The organism is Streptomyces sp. NPDC001549 (assembly GCF_042894025.1).
Classification (GTDB): domain Bacteria; phylum Actinomycetota; class Actinomycetes; order Streptomycetales; family Streptomycetaceae; genus Streptomyces; species Streptomyces kutzneri.
Window position 1 is genome coordinate 176,238 of the sequence record NZ_JBIAVJ010000007.1, and the last position, 18,877, is coordinate 195,114.

Here is an 18,877-nt window from a genome sequence, read left to right on the forward strand (position 1 = left end):
CACCGCCGGGCCCCGCCGCGTGGGTCACCGGCTGCGGGTTTCGCCCTCGCTGATGTCAAGGGCCCGCCCCAGCACCTCGCAGGCCTGGATGTGGTTCCCGGATTCCTGGAGCAGGCCGGCGAGGCGCCGGCAGACGAGGACGGCCTCCGGGCCGTACGCCTTGCGGAGCTGCTGGAACGCGGACTCGAGGACCGCGGTGGCCTCGGAGAGCTGACCGGTCTCGGTGAGCATCTCCGACAGTTCCAGCTGGACGGCGAAGAGGGCGGCGCCCTGCCCGTCGGGCGGCTGTTCTTGGAGGGCGAAGCGGAGCACGGGCAGTGCGTCCCTGGTGTTGCCCTCGCGGCGGAGCATCCGGGCGACGTTGAGCCCGGTCGCCACGGCGGCCGTCCGGACATCGGCGTCGAGCACCGGACCGGCCGGAGCGTGGGCGCCGGCCCGGGCCTTGTTGCGGGCCAGCTGGAGCGCGCCGACGCCGTTCTCCTGGGACCGCTGGGGCAGGGGCCGGTTCTTGGCGCGGAGGCGTGACGTCAGCTCGCGGTAGAGCGTGTCGAGGTCCAGGAGCTCGGGGGCGCCCGGGACGCCCTGTCTCAGGATGTGCAGGAGTTCGGCGGTGAAGGCGGTGTGCGGCTCGCCGTCGGGGGCGAGGGCCACCCGGTCCCGGGGGGCTGCGGTCAGGACGTACGCACCGTCGACCGCGGCCTGGTGGGCGATGCTGTCCGTGCCGCCCGACAGGGTGAGGGCGGCACGGCCGCTGAAGCAGCAATCGAGGACGATGACCTTGCGGCGGGCCCAGGCGGAGCGCAGGGCGGCGCGAAGGTGCCGGTAGGCGACGGCGGAGTAGCCGATGCCGTCGCGGGATCCGCCGAGGCCCAGGTAAAGGTCGTCGGAGTCGGGATCCCGCATGCCGTGGCCGGAGTAGTAGACCAGCAGGGTGTCGGTGGCCTCGTCGGCGGCCTGGTGTACCGGGTCCAGCATCTCGGCGGGGCTCTGCGGGTCGGCGACGACGGTGCAGTGCTGAACGGGCAGCCCCCACACGGTGGCGTCGCACAGCTCGGTGGCCAGGTCGACGAGGTTGGTCTCCACGGCCGGCAGCTGTTCCAGGTGCAGGTAGGAGGCGGTGCCGATGAGCACGGCGCGCGAGCGGCTCGGGTCAGCGAGCGCCGTCATCGACCCGGGCCTCCAGGATCTCGACGATCTTCCTGACGGCCTCGGGGTCGGCGGCGGTCCGGTCGTCGAGCAGGACCTCGACGCCGCCCCGGCGGAGGGTGACGGCGGCGGGGCGGCGCAGGGCGGCCCGCCACTGGAGGACGGAGACGACGAGTGCGCTGACGGACAGGCCGCTGGAGACGGCGAACTGCACGAGGTCGAAGCCGCCGCCCATGCCGCCGGGTGTGGGCGGCCCTTCGGTCGTGCCTCTGCCCCGCACCGTTCCGGCCAGCGTCTCGTCCGCGTGTACCCAGCCCAGCAGGGAGCGCAGGGCCGCTTCGTCGTCCCCGGTCCCTGCTATGCGTACGGCGATCTCAAGCACCGTTCGATTCCTTTCGTTGGTCCACCGCTTGGTTGACGCGTGCGAACACCTCGACGGCCGGGTGGCGTGCGCCCACCCGGGCGAGGCAGACTCCCTGCCAGTACTCGACCGTGAGTGTGGTCGAGTGGGCGGGGCCCAGCGAGGCGGTGCAGGCGGACGCGAGGACCGACAGCATCTGCGAAGCCTCTTCGATCCGGCCGCGCAGGACGAGGTTGACGGCCTCGCGCAGCCGTGACGAGGCCTTCTCCTCGTCCACTTCGCTCAGGACAGTGAGCCGGAATCCCCTGCTGAGCGTGACGGGGATCGGGGTGCCGGGTACGAGCTGCGGGGCCGGGGCGTCTTCCTTCCACAGGTACTCGGGCACGTCTTGCCCCGCCTGCAGGACCCCGGGCGGGGCCGGGGCCGCTGCCGGGGGCTCCTCGAAGACGGCCCGGACCGCCTTGTCCCGGACCCGGGCCGCGACGTGGTCCGCCACCTGCTGCCGTCCGCCGTCGGCCAGGACGCCGAGCCGGGTCACGACCTCGGTGGCGGAGGCCGGCCGGTCGGCGGGGTCGCGTGCGCAGAGGGAGTCGACGAGCTCGGTGAGCGCCGTGGGGTAGGACGGGGTGCGCCCGCGGAGGCGCGGGATGCCGGCGTCCAACGCCTGGTGGACGACCGCGCCGAGGTCCTCCCGGTCCCCCAGCGGCAGTTGGGCCGTGGCCAGGAAGTAGAGGCAGGCGCCCAACGAGTAGAGGTCCCCCGACCGGGACGGTCTGCCGCCCTGCATGATCTCGGGTGCCATGTACTGCGGGGTCCCCACCCGGACCCCGGCCGCGGTGACCACCGCCTCGCCGACCAGCTGGGCGAGTCCGAAGTCGAGGATCACGGCGTCGCCGGCCCGGGTGACCCCGACGTTGGAGGGTTTCAGATCGCGGTGGAGCACGCCCGCCGCGTGCACCGCTTCGAGCGCCTCGGCCATGCCGAGCCCGATCCAGGACGTCTCGGCCGCCGTCAGCGGGCCGGCGATCTCGACCAGTTGGGCCAGGTTCATCCCGTCGAGGAGCTGCATGACGAGGTACGGGGTCCCCTTGTGTTCACCCGATTCGTGCAGGGTGATCACGCCCGGGTGGCGGAGGCGGGTCAGCGCCTCCGCCTCGCGGTGGAAGCGGACCCGCTCATCGCTGTCGGCGTCGAAGGCGGCCGCCTCCGTGAGGAGCTTCAGTGCGACGCGCCGCCGCAGCTTGGTGTCCTCGGCCTCGTGGACCACGCCCACGCTGCCACGGCCCAGTGGCCGCAGCAGCCGGTAGCGCTTCTCGACTAACTCGCCTTCACCCATGTCTCCGCCCCCTCGGCGGATCATCCTACGGCCTGCGGGCCGAGGTCACGCGGTAGACGTCGTAGACGCCCTCGACGCCCCGGACGGCCTTCAGGACGTGCCCCAGGTGCTTGGGGTCGCCCATCTCGAAGGTGAACCGGGAGGTGGCCACCCGGTCGCGGGAGGTCTGGACGGCCGCCGAGAGGATGTTGACGTGCTGGTCCGACAGGACCCGGGTGACGTCCGACAGCAGCCGGGACCGGTCCAGCGCCTCGACCTGGATGGCGACCAGGAAGACCGAGGACTGGGTGGGCGCCCACTCGACCTCCAGCATCCGCTCGGGCTGCTGGGAGAGCGAGTCGACGTTGACGCAGTCCGCGCGGTGAACCGATACGCCACTGCCGCGCGTGACGAAGCCGATGATCGGGTCGCCCGGCACCGGGGTGCAGCAGCGGGCCAGCTTGACCCACACGTCGTCGACGCCCTTGACGACGACACCCGGGTCGGCGTTGGTGCGCCGCTTGCGGCCGCGCGCCGGCGGGATCGATTCCTCGATGTCCTCGTTGGCCGCCTCCTCGCCGCCGAGGGCCGCCACCAGCTTCTGTACGACGCCCTGCGCGGCCACGTGGCCCTCGCCGATCGCCGCGTACAGGGAGGAGATGTCGGGGTAGCGCATCTCGTGCGCGAGGGTGACGAGCGAGTCGCCGGTCAGGATGCGCTGGATCGGCAGGTTCTGCTTGCGCATGGCCCGGGCGATGGCGTCCTTGCCGTGCTCGATGGCCTCGTCGCGGCGCTCCTTGGAGAACCAGGCGCGGATCTTGTTGCGGGCCCGCGGGGACTTGACGAAGCCGAGCCAGTCGCGGGACGGGCCGGCGCCCTCGGCCTTGGAGGTGAAGACCTCGACCAGGTCGCCGTTGTCGAGCGTGGACTCCAGCGGGACGAGCCGGCCGTTGACCCGGGCCCCTATCGTCCGGTGGCCGACCTCGGTGTGGACCGCGTACGCGAAGTCCACGGGGGTGGCCCCGGCGGGCAGCGCGATGACGTCGCCCTTGGGGGTGAAGACGAAGACCTCGTTGCGGGAGAGGTCGAAGCGCAGCGAGTCGAGGAACTCGCCCGGGTCCTCGGTCTCCTTCTGCCAGTCCAGCAGCTGGCGCAGCCAGGCCATGTCGTTGACCGTGTCCTGGCCGGCGCTGCCCTTGGCGGCCTGCGGGACGTCGGTGCGGACCTTGGAGGTGCCGGCGACGGTCTGCTGCTTGTACTTCCAGTGCGCGGCGATGCCGTACTCGGCGCGGCGGTGCATGTCGAAGGTGCGGATCTGCAGCTCGACGGGCTTGCCGCTGGGTCCGATGACCGTCGTGTGGAGCGACTGGTACATGTTGAACTTGGGCATCGCGATGTAGTCCTTGAACCGGCCGGGGACCGGGTTCCACCGCGCGTGCACGGTGCCCAGGGCCGCGTAGCAGTCCCGGACGGTGTCGACGAGGACGCGAATGCCCACCAGGTCGTAGATCTCCGCGAAGTCACGGCCGCGGACGATCATCTTCTGGTAGACGCTGTAGTAGTGCTTCGGGCGGCCCGTCACGGTGGCCTTGATGCGGGCGGCTCTGAGGTCGACCTGCACTTCGTCGGTGACGACGGCGAGGTACTCGTCACGCTTGGGCGCGCGCTCGGCGACCAGGCGCACGATCTCGTCGTACATCTTCGGGTAGAGGATCGCGAAGGAGAGGTCTTCGAGCTCCCACTTGATCGTGTTCATGCCCAGCCGGTGGGCCAGCGGGGCGTAGATCTCAAGGGTCTCGCGGGCCTTCTTCTCCTGCTTCTCCCGCTTGAGGTAGCGCATGGTGCGCATGTTGTGCAGCCGGTCGGCGAGCTTGATGACCAGGACGCGCGGGTCCTTGGCCATCGCCACGACCATCTTGCGGACGGTCTCCGCCTGGGCGGCCTCGCCGAACTTCACCCGGTCCAGCTTGGTGACGCCGTCGACGAGCAGGGCCACGGCGTCGCCGAAGTCACGGCGCAGGTCTTCCAGGCCGTACTCGGTGTCCTCGACGGTGTCGTGCAGCAGGCCGGCCATGAGGGTGGCGGGGTCCATGCCGAGCTCGGCGAGGATGGTGGTCACCGCGAGCGGGTGGGTGATGTACGGGTCGCCGCTCTTGCGCTTCTGGCCGCGGTGCCAGCGCTCGGCCACCTGGTAGGCCTGCTCCAGCTGGCGCAGCGTCGCCGTCTCGATCTTCGGGTCGTTGCTGCGGACTATACGGAGCAGCGGCTCCAGAACCGGGTTGTACGGGTTCGAGCGCTGCACGCCGAGCCGGGCGAGACGGGCACGCACCCGGTTGGAGGACCCGGCGGACTTCGCCGGCGCGGGCTTGACCGGCGGCACCGGCGGGGCCGGCGGGGGCGTGGCGGGGGCCGCCGTGGTCTGCTCGGCCTGCGGGTCGGGCTGCGCGGCGGAGATTGGCTGGACCTCGTCTGGCAAGAGCGCTCCTCAGCGGATCCGGTGCCCGTGTCCGGTCCGGACAACCCATGGTAGCGAGCCTTGCGCGCCCCCGTTCCCCGAGCCTCCGCCTCGACCGTCCGGCGCGGCCGTCCGGCGCGGCCGTCCGGCGCGACCCCGCTGCTCGGGCTCCGTCTCCGCCCCGCCGGCGTTCGAGGCGTGGGGGTCCGGGGGCAGCGCCCCCGGCAACGGCGCAGCACGCAGAAGCGGCGGGCACCCGGGATGTCCCGGATACCCGCCGCTTCGCGCAGCAAGGGTCAGACCACGATCAGCGCGTCCAGCGGAGCCTCGCCCAGGGCGGGCGCCAGCTTGGCCCGGCCCGGGAGGAACGACAGCTCCATCAGGACCGCCACGCCCGCGACCTCCGCGCCGGCCCGCCGGATCAGCGAGAGCGAGGCCTCGGCGGTACCGCCGGTGGCCAGCACGTCGTCGATGACCATGACCCGGTCACCGGCCGACAGGTCCTCGGCGTGGACCTCGATCTCCGCGGTGCCGTACTCCAGCTCGTACGACTGCGCGAGCGTCGCGCCCGGCAGCTTTCCGGCCTTGCGCACCGGCACGAAGCCGATCCCGGCCTGCACGGCGACCGGGGCCGCGAGGATGAACCCGCGCGCCTCCAGACCGACGATCTTCGTCGCGCCGTACCGCCCGGCCAGCTCCACCAGCGCGTCCGTCAGCGCGGCGAACGCCTTGGGGTCGGCCAGCAGCGGGGTGATGTCCTTGAACATCACGCCCGGCTTCGGGTAGTCCGGTACGTCCTTGATCCGGCTGAGGAGCAGGTCCCGGACATCTTCGGACAGCGGCGCGGTCAACGCCGCCGCCCCGGCCGGCCCTGCGCCACGACCTGCGGCTCGTCCTCGGCCTCGTAGGCCTCGTCCGGGGACTCGCCCTTGGCCGCGGCGGCCGCCCGCTTGGCGAGCACCCGCTTCTTGAGCGCCTTCATCGCCGGCTCGCGCTCCTTGAAGTCCACGACCAGCGGGGTCGCGATGAAGATCGAGGAGTACGCACCGGCCGCGAGGCCGACGAACAGCGACAGCGAGATGTCGTTCAGCATGCCGGCGCCCAGGAAGCCACCGCCGATGAACAGCAGCGCGGCGACCGGGAGGAGCGCCACGACCGTGGTGTTGATCGAGCGGACCAGGGTGCCGTTGATGCTGCGGTTGGCGATCTCGCTGTACGTCCAGCGGGTCTGCTTGGTGATGTCCTTCGAGCCCTCCTTGAGACCGTCGAAGACGACGACGGTGTCGTAGAGGGAGTAACCGAGGATCGTCAGCAGACCGATGACCGTGCCCGGCGTGACCTCGAAGCCGACGAGCGCGTACACGCCGACGGTGATGGTGAGGTCGTGGATCAGCGCGATCAGCGCCGCGACCGCCATCCGCCACTCGAAGGCGATGGCCAGGTAGATCACCACGAGGACCATGAAGACGCCGAGACCGGTCCAGGCCTTGTTCGCGATCTGCTCGCCCCAGCTGGGGCCGACCAGGTCGGCGTTGACGTCGGCCTCGCTGACCTTGAGGTCGGCGGCGAGGACCTTCTTGACGTCGGTCGCGGCGGCGGTGTCCAGACCGGAGATCTGGATCCGCAGGCCGCCGGTGCCGAGCTCCTGGACGATCGCGTCGTGGCCCGAGGCCTTCTCCGCGGCTTCCGTCGCCTTGGCCACGGAGACGGTCGACTTCGGGGTGGTGAAGACGGCACCGCCCTTGAACTCGATGCCCATGTTGAGGCCCTGGACGGCCAGGGCGACGATCGCCGTGATGGTGATCAGGATGGAAACGCCGTACCAGAGAAAGCGCTTGCCGACGAAGTCGTAGCCGACCTCACCGCGGTACAGCCTGGCGCCGAGATCTCCCAGCTTCGACATCTCTCACGCCTCCTTTGCGTCGACGGGGGCGGGGGCGGAACCGGTACGGCGGGACCGGCGCAGCGGAGGCTTGGCGCCCAGCCGCTTCGGGTCCAGCCCGGACCACGGGTGACCGCTGGCGAAGAACTTCGTACGCGCCACCAGTGTCATGACGGGCTTGGTGAAGAGGAACACCACGACCACGTCGAGCAGGGTCGTAAGACCCAGTGTGAAGGCGAAGCCCTGGACCTTGCCCACCGTGACGATGAACAGCACCGCCGCGGCCAGGAACGACACGAAGTCGGAGACCAGGATCGTGCGACGGGCACGCGGCCAGGCGCGCTCGACGGCCGGACGCAGGGTGCGGCCCTCGCGGATCTCGTCCCGGATGCGCTCGAAGTACACGATGAACGAGTCCGCCGTGATACCGATCGCCACGATCGCGCCGCAGACGGCCGGCAGGTTCAGCGCGAAGCCGATGCCCTTTCCGAGCAGCGACATGATCGTGTAGGTCAGGATCGCGGAGACCAGGAGGCTGACGATGGCGATGAACGCCAGGCCCCGGTAGTACACCAGCAGGTAGATCACCACGAGGAGCAGGCCGATGGCGCCGGCGATCAGGCCGGCCTTCAGCTGCTCGCCGCCGAGCGCGGCGGTGACGGTGGTGACGCTGTCCTCGGTGAAGGAGAGCGGCAGGGCGCCGTACGAGAGCATGTTGCCCAGGTCCTGGGCGGACTGCTGGGTGAAGCCGCCCGAGATCTCGGCGTTGCCACCGGTCAGCGCCTGGCTCACGGACGGGTCGGAGATGACCCGGCCGTCGAGCACGATCGCGAACTGGTTCTGCGGCATCTGCTTGGTGGCCAGCTCACCGGTGATCTTGGCGAACTTGTCGGCGCCCTTGTCGGTGAACTGCATGGTGACGATCCACTGGCCGCGCTGGGGGTCGATGACTCCCTTGGCTTCCTTCACGTCCTGGCCGTTGACCTGGGCCGGGCCGAGCACCCACTTGCCCCAGGCGTCTCCGCGCTGGCCGCAGGCGATCATCGGCTCCTCGGGCTTGGCGCCCTGGCCGGCGGTGGCGCGCTGCGCCTCGTCGTTGCAGTCCAGCGCCGCGAACTTGGCCTGGAGGGCCGCGGCGGCGGCCTCGTCACCGGTCGCCGGCGTGGAGGCGGAGGCGGAGGGCGACGGAGCCTTGGTGTCGTCTGCCTTCTTCGACTCGCTCGCCGAGGGCGAGGGAGTGGGCGCGGCCGGGGCCTTGAGGGCCTCACTGAGCGCGCGGCCCTGGGAAGTGGCGCTGGACGACGGGGTGGCGGAGGGGCTGGTCTTGCCGTCTCCGGCCTTGGGAGCCCCGGAGCCGCTCGCGGAGGGGCTCGGGCTCGCGGTGCCCTCGGGAGCGGCCGGGGAGCCGTCCGCGAAGGCGATGACCGGGCGGAAGTACAGCTGGGCGGTGGTACCGACCTGCTCGCGCGCCTGCTGCTCGTTCGTCCCCTTGGGGATGTTCACGATGATGTGGTCGCGGCCCTGGGTCTGGACCTCTGCCTCGGACACGCCGAGACCGTTGACGCGGCGGTCGATGATGCCGACCGCCGTGTTCATGTTGGTCTCGTTGATGGCGCTCTCTTTGCCGGGCTCGCTCTTGGCCTTGAGCGTGATGCTCGTGCCGCCGGCGAGGTCGATGCCCAGCCTGGGAGTCGTCTGCTTGGAGAGGAACATCCCCGCGGTGAGCGCCACCATCGCGATCAGGATGATCGCCAGGGCGCGCCCCGGCCTCCCCTGAGCCCCCGTGGGCCGCCGGCCCTTCTTCGGTGCTGCCACCTTGTCGTTTCTCCCTGTCCAACCGTCCCGCGCCGGGTCAGCGCGGGGACGGCCACGAAATGTGTGGTGGGGACCCCTGCCCCCGCAGAAGTGTCACAGACGGGGACCGCGCGGTCGCCGGTCGGGCGCCTCCACGGTCCCCCGCCGAGCGTTACTTCGCGCCGGCCTCGCCGTCGGACTTGCCGTCCTTGGGCTCGTCGTCGCCCTTGGGCGCGTCCTCGTCCTTCTTGCCCAGGTCGAGCTTGGGAGCCTCGTCCTCGTCCTTGGTGAGGTCCGCCTTCGGCGCCTCGGTCAGCGAGGAGGCGTCGTCCGGGACGACCGGCGTGTCGGTCACCTCGTCGCCGCTGATGCCGTGGACGATGCGGTTGTACTCCGCGTCCTCCAGAACGGCACCGATGGAGTTCTTCGCGAAGATCGCGTGGACGCCGGGAGCCAGCTCGAGAGTGACCGTGTCGTCACCGAGCTCCTTCACCGTGGCGTACATGCCGCCGATGGTGCGGACCCCGGTGCCGGGCGTCATGTGGTCGCGCATCTGCGCGGCTGCCTGCTGCTTCTTCTTCGCGGAGCGGGTCATCAGGAACATCGCCCCGATGAGCACGATGAACGGGAGGAGTGTCACGAGATTCACGGGACGGAGATCCTTCGCACGACCGCACGCGGACGGCGGCCTTTTCTACGGGGGTGGGCACACCGACCCGAAGGGTCGGCATCGGCGGAGTCTAGGCGAGTCCGCACCGATGGAACAACGCCCAGCATGGCACCGCAGTTCCTGAGGGGTCGAACCTCCGCGCCGTCAGGCCCCGAACAAGCCCTGTTGTCCGCTTGATCCACTCCCGCCGTGCTGCGGCGGTACGAGTCCCAGGTGAGCCCATGCGGCGGGCGTCGCCACCCGTCCCCGGGGCGTACGCGCGAGCAGCCCCTCGCGGACCAGGAACGGCTCCGCGACCTCCTCCACGGTCTCCCGCTCCTCACCGACGGCCACGGCGAGGGTGGACAGGCCCACGGGTCCGCCGCCGAACAGTTTGAGCAGGGCTTCGAGAACGGCGCGATCCAGCCGGTCGAGACCGCGGGCGTCCACCTCGTACACCTGAAGGGCGGTACCGGCCACCTCGCGGTTGATCACACCGTCCGCCCGGACCTGGGCGTAGTCGCGGACGCGGCGCAGCAGGCGGTTGGCGATGCGCGGGGTGCCGCGGGAGCGTCCGGCGATCTCGGCGGCGCCGGCGGTGTCGATCTCCACGTCGAGGAGGCGGGCGGAGCGGTGGATGACGCGCTCCAGCTCCTCGGGGGCGTAGAACTCCATGTGCCCGGTGAAGCCGAAGCGGTCCCGCAGCGGCGGGGGCAGCAGCCCGGCCCGGGTGGTGGCGCCGACCAGGGTGAAGGGCGGCAGCTCCAGCGGGATCGCGGTGGCCCCGGGGCCCTTGCCGACGATCACGTCGACGCGGAAGTCCTCCATGGCCATGTAGAGCATCTCCTCGGCGGGCCGGGACATGCGGTGGATCTCGTCGAGGAAGAGGACCTCGCCCTCCTGGAGGGAGGAGAGGATCGCGGCGAGGTCGCCCGCGTGCTGGATGGCGGGGCCGGAGGTGATGCGGATGGGCGCGCCCATCTCGGCCGCGATGATCATGGACAGGGTGGTCTTGCCGAGGCCGGGCGCGCCGGAGAGCAGGACGTGGTCGGCGGTGGCTCCGCGCTGGCGGGCCGCCTTGAGAACGAGGTCCAGCTGCTGGCGGACCTTCTCCTGGCCGACGAACTCGCCGAGGTCCTTGGGGCGCAGCGCCGCCTCGACGGCGGTGTCCTCGCCGTCGGCGGCGGCCGCCACGATCCGGTCGTCGCTCTCGTCTTCCCAGTTCACGCTGTCAGTCTGCCTTCTCGGTTCGTACGGTGGTCGGTCGCCTGCGGGCCGGTCCCTGCGGGGCTTTCCCCCGCCCCGCCCTTTCGCCGTTTCCCGGGCGCTGCCCGGACCTGCGCCTCAATCGCCGGCGGGGCTGAAGTACAGCCCCGCCGGCGTTTGAGGAGCGGCGTCCGGGGCGCGGCTAGCGGGCCCGGTTCAGGGACTGGAGGGCGGCTCGCAGGAGCTGCGGAACCGGGGCCGACCCGCCGGCGGCGATGGCGGCCTCGGCCTGCGGGGTGACGGCCGCGACCGCGTCCTCCGCCTCGCGCGAGGCGTAGCCGAGGCCGATCAGGGCGGCGGAGAGCTGCTCGGTCCAGGGGGCGGGTCCGGAGGCCGCGGCGCGCTGGGCGCCCACGAGGCCGCTGCTGCCCAGCGGAGCCCCCAGCTTGCCCTTCAGTTCGAGGAGTAGTTTCTGGGCGCCCTTCTTGCCGATGCCCGGCACCGCCACCAGCGCCTTCTCGTCGCCGGTGGAGACGGCCAGGCGCAGGGCGTCGGGGCTGTGCACGCCGAGCATCGCCTGGGCGAGCCTCGGCCCGACCCCGCTGGCGGTCTGCAGGATCTCGAAGACCTGGCGCTCGTCGTCGTCGGCGAAGCCGTACAGGGTCAGCGAGTCCTCGCGTACGACCAGGGAGGTGGCCAGCCGGGCCTGCTCCCCGATCCGCAGGCCGGAGACGGTGGTGGGCGTGCACTGCACGGCCATACCCACTCCCCCGACCTCGATGACGGCAAGGGTGGGGGCGAGTGCGGCGACCGGGCCGCTGACGAAGGCGATCATCGGGTACGGCCTTTCGAGGCGTGCAGAGCGACCGCCTGCTGGAGGCGGTTCTGGGCGGGGGCCCGCCAGATGTGGCAGATGGCGAGGGCGAGGGCGTCGGCGGCGTCCGCCGGCTTGGGTGGCGCGTCCAGCCTCAGCAGCCGGGTGACCATGGCGCCGACCTGGGCCTTGTCGGCCCGGCCGCTGCCGGTGACAGCGGCCTTGACCTCGCTGGGGGTGTGCAGGGCGACCGGTATCCCGCGGCGGGCGGCGCACAGCATCGCGACGGCGCTGGCCTGGGCGGTGCCCATCACGGTGCTGACGTTGTGCTGGCTGAACACCCGCTCCACGGCGACGACTTCGGGCCGGTGCGTGTCGAGCCATTCCTCGATGCCCTGCTCGATGGCGACGAGCCGGTGGCCCAACTCGGCGTCCGCGGGCGTCCGTACGACCCCCACGCCGATCATGGTCAGCGGCCGTCCGGCCACGCCTTCGACGACGCCGACACCGCACCGCGTCAGCCCGGGGTCAACACCCAGTACTCGCACCACCGCCACCTCCTTCTTCGCGCAGGTGTGCAGGCTACCGGCCGCCTGTGACAGTGCACCGACAGCACGGACCGACCCGCCGGGCAGAGGGGCGCGCCGAGAGTGGCGAGGACGGAAACGACGGTGGGCCGACGGGGTGTCCCCGTCGGCCCACCGTTGACGTCCGGTCAGGCGTCGACCTTCTCCATGACCTCGTCCGAGACGTCGAAGTTGGCGAAGACGTTCTGCACGTCGTCGCTGTCCTCCAGCGCGTCGATCAGCTTGAAGATCTTGCGCGCGCCCTCTTCGTCCAGCTCGACCTGCATGGTCGGCAGGAAGTTGGAGTCGGCCGAGTCGTAGTCGATACCGGCCGCCTGGAGCGCGGTACGGACCGCGACCATGTCGGTGGCCTCGCTGATGATCTCGAAGCTGTCGCCGAGGTCGTTGACCTCTTCGGCACCCGCGTCGAGCACCGTCTCCAGGACGTCGTCCTCGGAGAGCTCGCCCTTGGGCAGCAGGACGACACCCTTACGGTTGAACAGGTACGAGACCGAGCCCGGGTCGGCCATCGAACCGCCGTTGCGGGTCATGGCGACACGCACGTCGGACGCGGCACGGTTGCGGTTGTCGGTGAGGCACTCGATGAGCACCGCGACACCGTTCGGACCGTAGCCCTCGTACATGATCGTCTCGTAGTCGGCGCCGCCGGCCTCAAGACCACCGCCGCGCTTGACCGCGGAGTCGATGTTCTTGTTCGGGACCGAGCTCTTCTTGGCCTTCTGGATGGCGTCGAAGAGCGTCGGGTTGCCATCGATGTCGGCGCCGCCCATACGGGCCGCGACCTCGATGTTCTTGATCAGCTTCGCGAAGAGCTTGCCGCGCTTGGCGTCAACCACGGCCTTCTTGTGCTTCGTCGTAGCCCATTTAGAGTGGCCGGACATCTGCCTGTCTCCTTCGCGTCACCAACAATGTTCGCCTCAGATCCTACCGGGACGCCGTTACAGCCCGGCGCGCACCATGTCGACGAAGTAGGCGTGGACGCGGTCGTCTCCGGTCAGCTCGGGGTGGAACGAGGTCGCGAGGACGTTGCCCTGGCGCACGGCGACCGTGTGGCCGTCGTACGTGGCGAGCACCTCGGCGGCGGCGCCGACGGACTCGACCCAGGGCGCGCGGATGAAGACGCCCTCGACCGGGCCGCCCGCTATGCCCGCGAAATCGACCTTCGCTTCGAAGGACTCGTTCTGGCGGCCGAACGCGTTGCGGCGGACGATCATGTCGATGCCGCCCAGGGTCTCCTGGTCCTCACGGCCGTCCAGGAGCTTGTCCGCCAGCATGATCATGCCGGCGCAGGTGCCGTACACGGGCAGGCCGGCGGCCACGCGCTCGCGCAGCGGCTCCAGCATGCCGAACAGCACGGCGAGCTTCGACATGGTGGTGGACTCGCCGCCGGGGATCACCAGGGCGTCGACCTCGGCGAGCTCCTCGGGACGCCGGACCGGCCTGGCCACGGCGTCCGCCGCGGCCAGGGCGATCAGGTGTTCCCGTACGTCGCCCTGGAGCGCCAGGACACCGATCACGGGGGTGTTCGTCATGACCGATTACCAGCCGCGGTTGGCGTAGCGCTCGGACTCGGGGAGGGTGTCGCAGTTGATGCCGACCATGGCCTCGCCCAGGTTGCGGGAGGCGTCCGCGATGATCTTCGGGTCGTCGTAGAAGGTGGTGGCCTTCACGATGGCGGCAGCGCGCTTGGCCGGGTCGCCCGACTTGAAGATGCCGGAGCCGACGAAGACGCCCTCGGCGCCGAGCTGGCGCATGAGCGCGGCGTCGGCCGGGGTGGCGACGCCACCGGCGGAGAACAGCACGACGGGGAGCTTGCCGAGCTCGGCAACTTCCTTGACGAGCTCGTACGGGGCGCGCAGCTCCTTGGCGGCGGCGAACAGCTCGTTGTTGTCGTAGCCGCGCAGGCGGGCGATCTCGTTCTTGATCTGGCGCAGGTGGCGGACGGCCTCGACCACGTTGCCGGTGCCGGCCTCGCCCTTGGAGCGGATCATGGCCGCGCCCTCGGCGATGCGGCGCAGGGCCTCGCCCAGGTTGGTGGCGCCACAGACGAAGGGGGTGGTGAACGCCCACTTGTCGGAGTGGTTGACCTCGTCGGCCGGGGTCAGGACCTCGGACTCGTCGATGTAGTCGACGCCGAGGGACTGCAGGACCTGGGCCTCGACGAAGTGGCCGATGCGGGACTTGGCCATGACCGGGATCGAGACGGCCTCGATGATCTCTTCGATCATGTTCGGGTCGGACATGCGCGCGACGCCGCCGTCCTTGCGGATGTCGGCCGGGACCCGCTCCAGGGCCATGACGGCCACGGCGCCGGCGTCCTCGGCGATCTTCGCCTGCTCGGCGTTGACCACGTCCATGATCACGCCGCCCTTCAGCTGCTCGGCCATGCCGCGCTTGACACGCGAGGTACCGATCGCCGACTCGGCGGACTGGGGGGAGGTGGGAAGCGTGCTCACGGATTGACCTCACTCGAAAGGAAGACGGGGTACTGCTCGTACTACTCGGCTGAGGAAACCCCAGGGGATCAGTCCACTACAAGGGCCAATGTGGAGCCTGTGGCTCCTTGATTTGTCCCTCGCGGCCCTTGGAAGCCCTAAGTCGGCCGATCCGCAAGATCCACCGGAGGCTCGTCGTCCATTTCGAAGGCGAGCGGGAACGGCGCGTGCCCGGCCAGTCTGAACCAGCGGACCTTGCGATGCCTGCGCAGCGCGCGGGCGGCCCGAACCGAGTCGTTGAGGAAGCGCCGCGCCATCGGTACCCGGCGGACGGCCGCCGCCAGCTCCTCCGTGGCCTCCGCCCCGCCGGGGGCCGCCTTGAGCACGTCGACCTGGTCGGCATCGGCGAAGACCGCCCGCAGCGCCTGGCTCAGCTCGCTCTCGGCCACCTCACGGTGGTCCTCCTCGGCCTGCCGGGCGGCGTGCGCGGCCTCGTAGAGCACCAGGGAGGAGGCGGGGTCGAGCACCCCGGAGGTGGCCACCTCCAGCACGACGGAGGCCCGGCGCACGAGCTGCGCGTCGAGCGCGGCCCGCGCGGCGTCCATCCGCGAGTGCAGCCGGTCGAGCCGGCCGGCGGTCCAGCTGAGGTAGACCCCGATGACTCCGAGAGCCAGGGCGATCCAGACAAGGGTTTCGATCACGCTGCGCGACCCTACCGCTCCATGCGGCCCCGGCCCCCATCGGCCCTGGCCCGGGCCGCCCTCGGACCCGTAGGGTCCATGATCCACACACATCGGGGGGACGGGACACATGAAATCGCACCGCAGAACAACGGCACTCGCACTGCTCGCGGTGGCCGCCGCACTCGTGGCGGCCGCCCTGACCGCCTACCTCTGGGGCGGTTCGGACGGCGGTCTCGTGGTCCTGGGCCAGGTGCGCGGCCACGTCGTCACGATGGGCTGGGTGACGCTGGCCGCCCTGATCGGAGCGGTCCTGCTGGGGGCGCGGAAACCGGCAACGCGCCTCGCCCTCGGGCTCCCGGTGACCATTCTCGGAGTCATGGTCATGAGCCTCGCCACCCTGCTGGCCCTTCTGGACGGTGGGCAGGAGCAGACCCGGAGCCTGAAAGCCCCCGGCCGGGAGGACCGGCGGCTGGTCGTCGAGGAGGGCTCGGCCATGATCGACCCGCTGTGGTACGTGTACGTCCACCAGGGCAGCTGGCCCCGGGAGCGCCGTTGGGCCGTCGGCCACTTCAACGGCGACGCCACCGACAACGAGCTCCGCGAGGCCGTCTGGACGGGCCCCGACCGGATCCGGCTGACGACCTCCGGCGGCGTGGTCCACGAGGTGACCGTGGGACCCGGCGGGCGGCCCGACCGCACCGTCAGCGCCGGCTGGTAGGGGCCCCGACGCCCTGCCGGACCCGCCCCCTGGGAGGGGAGCCCGGAGGCGGTGCGGCCGGTCAGGAGGCCGAGGTGTCCTTCGAGAAGCCCAGGCGGGTGCGGAGCGGGACACGTTCGTCCGCGGCCACCGCCGCCGCGCCGTCCGTCACCGTTTCGTAGACGGCGAGGATGTCCGCCCCGACCGTGGACCAGTCGAAGCGGCGGACGTGCGCCGAGCCGCGGGCGCTGAGCTCGGCCCGGCGCTCCGGGTCCCGCAGCAGGGTGATCGCCGCCGCCGCCAGCGCGTCGGCGTTCTCGTTGGCGAAGAGGTCGCCCGCCCCGCCCTGGTCCAGGACCTGCGCGAAGGCGTCCAGGTCCGACGCGAGCACGGCCGCGCCCGCCGACAGGGCCTCCACCAGGATGATGCCGAAGCTCTCGCCGCCGGTGTTCGGGGCGACGTACACGTCGACGCTGCGCAGCAGCCGTGCCTTGTCCTCGTCCGAGACCATGCCGAGGAATTCGACCCGCTCGCGGAGCTCCGCGGGCAGGGAGGCCACCGCCTCCTCCTCGTCGCCGCGGCCCGCGACGAGCAGCCGTACGTCCGGGCAGGCCTCCACGATCTTCGGGAAGGCCGCCATCAGCACCGGCAGGCCCTTGCGGGGCTCGTCGATCCGGCCGATGAATCCCAGGGTCTGCCCGGACCAGTCGGGGTTGGGCTCGGCCTTGGCGAAGAAGTCCACGTCGACGCCGTTGGGGATGACGACCGCGTCGCCGCCCAGGTGTTCCACCAGCGTGCGCCGCGCGTACTCGCTCACCGCGATCCGCGCGCTGATCTTCTCCAGGGCCGGCTGCAGGATCGGGTACGCCGCGATCATCGCCCGGGACCGGGGGTTCGAGGTGTGGAAGGTCGCCACGATCGGCCCCTGCGCCGCCCAGCAGGACAGCAGCCCCAGCGAGGGCGAGGCCGGCTCGTGGATGTGGATCACGTCGAAGGTGCCGTCGTGGAGCCAGCGCCGCACCCGGGCCGCCGACAGGAAGCCGAAGTTCAGCCGGGCCACCGAGCCGTTGTACGGAACCGGCACCGCCCGCCCGGCCGAGACCACGTACGGCGGCAGCGGGGTCTCGTCGTCCGCCGGGGCGAGCACCGACACCTCGTGGCCGAGGCGGATCAGGTGCTCCGCCAGGTCCCGGATGTGGAACTGGACGCCACCCGGCACGTCCCACGAGTACGGGCACACGATGCCGATCTTCACTACGGGCGCTCCTCCAGGTCGTCCAGCCACAGCCGCTGCAGCATGTGCCAGTCCTCCGGGTGCTCGGCGATGCCCCACGCGAAGGCGTCCGCCAGCGCCTGGGTCATGAGGGTGGTCTTCTCGGTCCGGGTCCCGGTCTTGGGCACCTCCACCTCGGGGTGCATCCGGCCGTACATCTTCGGGGTGTCGCCGTAGTGCAGGGTCGCCGGGAGCAGCACCGCACCGGTCTGCTGGGCCAGCAGCGCCGGTCCGGCCGGCATGCGCGCCGTGGAGCCGAAGAAGTCCACCTCGACCCCGGAGGCCGACAGGTCCCGGTCCGCGACCAGGCAGACCATGCCGCCGGAGCGCAGCCGCCGGGCGAGGGTGCCGAAGGCGGCGCCGCCGCTGTGCGGCAGGACCTCCATGCCCAGGCTCTCCCGGTAGGCCACGAAGCGGTCGTAGAGGGTCTCGGGCTTCAGCCGCTCGGCGACCGTGGTGAACGGCGCCCCCATGTGGCCGATGGCCCAGGCCCCGGCGAGGTCCCAGTTGGCGAGGTGCGGCAGGGCCACGATCACTCCGCGCCCGGAGTCGAGGGCCTCGCGCAGCAGGTGCTCGTCCGTGAACTCGACGTCGGTGCTGAAGCGCTCCGGGTCCATGGCCGGCAGCCGGAAGGACTCCATCCAGTACCGCATGTACGAGCGCATGCCCGCCTGCGACAGCTCGCGCAGCCGCTCGGGACCGGCGTCGGGCACCACCCGGGCCAGGTTCGACTCCAGCCGCAGCACGCTCTTGCCGCGCCGCTTCCAGGCGAAGTCGGCGATGCGCCGGCCCAGGGCCACGGCGGCCGGTTCGGGCAGCTTCTTGACCCCGGCCCAGCCGAGTCCGTACAGCGAGTCGACCAGCTTGTCCTGTAGGGCGCCCATCAGGCCGCGCCGCCTTCGGCGGCCGCCGCGGCGTCGGCCTCGGCCGACTCGCGGCGTACGGTGACCACCCGCTGGATCAGGGTGACGAGCGAGCCCACCGCCACGATCCACAGAGCGATCGGCAGCAGCACACCGATCCAGGACGGCACACCGAAGGTCTGCAGCCCGGACAGGCCGGCCGCGACCAGCGAGATCACCAGGCGCTCGGCGCGCTCGATGAGCCCGTTGACGGCCACCGGCAGCCCGATCGACTCGCCGCGCGCCTTGGTGTACGAGACCACCTGGCCGCTGGCCAGGCAGAAGATCGCCACCGCGCACAGCGCGTTGTCGTTCCCGTCGCCCGCGTACCAGAGCGCGAGGCCGCCGAAGATCGCCGCGTCCGCCACCCGGTCGAGGGTGGAGTCGAGGAAGGCTCCCCACCGGCTGGAGATACCGGCCTGGCGGGCCATGTTCCCGTCCACCAGGTCGGAGAAGACGAAGAGGGTGATGGTGATCGTGCCCCAGAAGAACTCGCCACGGGGGAAGAACCACAGCGCTCCGGCCACCACTCCGGCCGTGCCGATCAGGGTGACCGCGTCCGGGCTCACCCCCCGCCGGAGCAGAAAAGCGGCGAATGGCGTGAGAACACGCGTGAAGAATGCACGCGCGTACTTGTTCAGCATGGCCTTCCCGGAGGGTCGCTGGGCCGCACGGCCA

Annotated in this window: 19 protein-coding genes; 1 reads left to right on the forward strand and 18 read right to left on the reverse strand. The window is 71.2% G+C overall.

The features are described from left to right. Positions 1-24: 24 nt before the first annotated feature. The 15 genes from ACFY04_RS14780 to ACFY04_RS14850 all read right to left on the reverse strand — a co-directional run bounded on the left by ACFY04_RS14780 (position 25) and on the right by ACFY04_RS14850 (position 15,345). Positions 25-1,167 carry a caspase family protein gene (locus tag ACFY04_RS14780; RefSeq protein ID WP_389116771.1) on the reverse strand — a complete coding sequence of 381 codons (1,143 nt, stop codon included), beginning with the start codon at positions 1,165-1,167 and terminating at the stop codon, positions 25-27. Further along, entirely contained in the window at positions 1,151-1,528 is a 378-nt protein-coding gene (locus ACFY04_RS14785; RefSeq protein ID WP_389116773.1) for a hypothetical protein, read from the reverse strand. Before ACFY04_RS14785 ends, ACFY04_RS14780 begins: the two co-directional genes overlap by 17 nt. After that, on the reverse strand, positions 1,521-2,843 hold the full coding sequence (locus tag ACFY04_RS14790; protein WP_389116775.1) for a serine/threonine-protein kinase: 1,323 nt from the start codon (positions 2,841-2,843) through the stop codon (positions 1,521-1,523). Before ACFY04_RS14790 ends, ACFY04_RS14785 begins: the two co-directional genes overlap by 8 nt. Before the next feature lie 25 nt (positions 2,844-2,868). Then, the gene (locus tag ACFY04_RS14795) at positions 2,869-5,298 is read right to left on the reverse strand and encodes a RelA/SpoT family protein (RefSeq protein ID WP_389116778.1); all 2,430 of its coding nucleotides are present in this window, start codon (positions 5,296-5,298) and stop codon (positions 2,869-2,871) included. Between the two features lie 275 nt (positions 5,299-5,573). Then, complete coding sequence (locus tag ACFY04_RS14800; RefSeq protein WP_389116779.1) at positions 5,574-6,128, reverse strand: adenine phosphoribosyltransferase; 555 nt, start codon at positions 6,126-6,128, stop codon at positions 5,574-5,576. Next, complete coding sequence (gene secF, locus ACFY04_RS14805; RefSeq protein ID WP_389116780.1) at positions 6,125-7,180, reverse strand: protein translocase subunit SecF; 1,056 nt, start codon at positions 7,178-7,180, stop codon at positions 6,125-6,127. Before secF ends, ACFY04_RS14800 begins: the two co-directional genes overlap by 4 nt. A 3-nt stretch (positions 7,181-7,183) precedes the next feature. Beyond that, entirely contained in the window at positions 7,184-8,974 is a 1,791-nt protein-coding gene (gene secD, locus ACFY04_RS14810) for a protein translocase subunit SecD (protein WP_389116782.1), read from the reverse strand. Between the two features lie 151 nt (positions 8,975-9,125). Then, positions 9,126-9,602: a preprotein translocase subunit YajC gene (gene yajC / locus ACFY04_RS14815; protein WP_389116785.1), complete on the reverse strand. Its 477-nt coding sequence runs from the start codon at positions 9,600-9,602 to the stop codon at positions 9,126-9,128. Positions 9,603-9,767: 165 nt separating this feature from the next. After that, a complete protein-coding gene (ruvB, locus tag ACFY04_RS14820) occupies positions 9,768-10,829 on the reverse strand; it encodes a Holliday junction branch migration DNA helicase RuvB (protein ID WP_389116787.1) in 1,062 nt (353 codons plus the stop codon). A gap of 181 nt (positions 10,830-11,010) precedes the next feature. Beyond that, positions 11,011-11,643 carry a Holliday junction branch migration protein RuvA gene (gene ruvA / locus ACFY04_RS14825; protein WP_389116788.1) on the reverse strand — a complete coding sequence of 211 codons (633 nt, stop codon included), beginning with the start codon at positions 11,641-11,643 and terminating at the stop codon, positions 11,011-11,013. Beyond that, positions 11,640-12,170, reverse strand: coding sequence for a crossover junction endodeoxyribonuclease RuvC (gene ruvC, locus ACFY04_RS14830; protein WP_030723598.1), 531 nt, complete (start codon positions 12,168-12,170; stop codon positions 11,640-11,642). The genes ruvA and ruvC overlap by 4 nt, the downstream gene beginning before the upstream one ends. A gap of 167 nt (positions 12,171-12,337) precedes the next feature. Continuing rightward, a complete protein-coding gene (locus ACFY04_RS14835) occupies positions 12,338-13,090 on the reverse strand; it encodes a YebC/PmpR family DNA-binding transcriptional regulator (RefSeq protein ID WP_189740212.1) in 753 nt (250 codons plus the stop codon). Positions 13,091-13,147: 57 nt separating this feature from the next. Beyond that, complete coding sequence (gene pdxT, locus ACFY04_RS14840) at positions 13,148-13,741, reverse strand: pyridoxal 5'-phosphate synthase glutaminase subunit PdxT (RefSeq protein ID WP_389116791.1); 594 nt, start codon at positions 13,739-13,741, stop codon at positions 13,148-13,150. A gap of 6 nt (positions 13,742-13,747) precedes the next feature. Continuing rightward, complete coding sequence (gene pdxS / locus ACFY04_RS14845) at positions 13,748-14,665, reverse strand: pyridoxal 5'-phosphate synthase lyase subunit PdxS (protein ID WP_030010552.1); 918 nt, start codon at positions 14,663-14,665, stop codon at positions 13,748-13,750. Positions 14,666-14,802: 137 nt separating this feature from the next. Beyond that, on the reverse strand, positions 14,803-15,345 hold the full coding sequence (locus tag ACFY04_RS14850) for a membrane protein (protein ID WP_030010553.1): 543 nt from the start codon (positions 15,343-15,345) through the stop codon (positions 14,803-14,805). A gap of 109 nt (positions 15,346-15,454) precedes the next feature. Here ACFY04_RS14850 and ACFY04_RS14855 point away from each other — a divergent pair, with 109 nt between their 5' ends. Then, positions 15,455-16,045 carry a hypothetical protein gene (locus tag ACFY04_RS14855; protein ID WP_389116793.1) on the forward strand — a complete coding sequence of 197 codons (591 nt, stop codon included), beginning with the start codon at positions 15,455-15,457 and terminating at the stop codon, positions 16,043-16,045. Positions 16,046-16,106: 61 nt separating this feature from the next. Here ACFY04_RS14855 and ACFY04_RS14860 read toward each other — a convergent pair whose 3' ends face one another. From ACFY04_RS14860 to pgsA, 3 genes are read right to left on the reverse strand one after another with little or no spacing between them, the layout of a single operon-like run. Then, positions 16,107-17,279 (reverse strand): glycosyltransferase family 4 protein, encoded by a 1,173-nt coding sequence (locus tag ACFY04_RS14860; RefSeq protein WP_389116794.1) that lies wholly within the window; start codon positions 17,277-17,279, stop codon positions 16,107-16,109. Then, a complete protein-coding gene (locus ACFY04_RS14865; protein ID WP_389116796.1) occupies positions 17,279-18,181 on the reverse strand; it encodes a phosphatidylinositol mannoside acyltransferase in 903 nt (300 codons plus the stop codon). The genes ACFY04_RS14860 and ACFY04_RS14865 overlap by 1 nt, the downstream gene beginning before the upstream one ends. Continuing rightward, complete coding sequence (gene pgsA, locus ACFY04_RS14870) at positions 18,181-18,843, reverse strand: phosphatidylinositol phosphate synthase (RefSeq protein WP_389116797.1); 663 nt, start codon at positions 18,841-18,843, stop codon at positions 18,181-18,183. Before pgsA ends, ACFY04_RS14865 begins: the two co-directional genes overlap by 1 nt. Between the last annotated feature and the right edge of the window lie 34 nt (positions 18,844-18,877).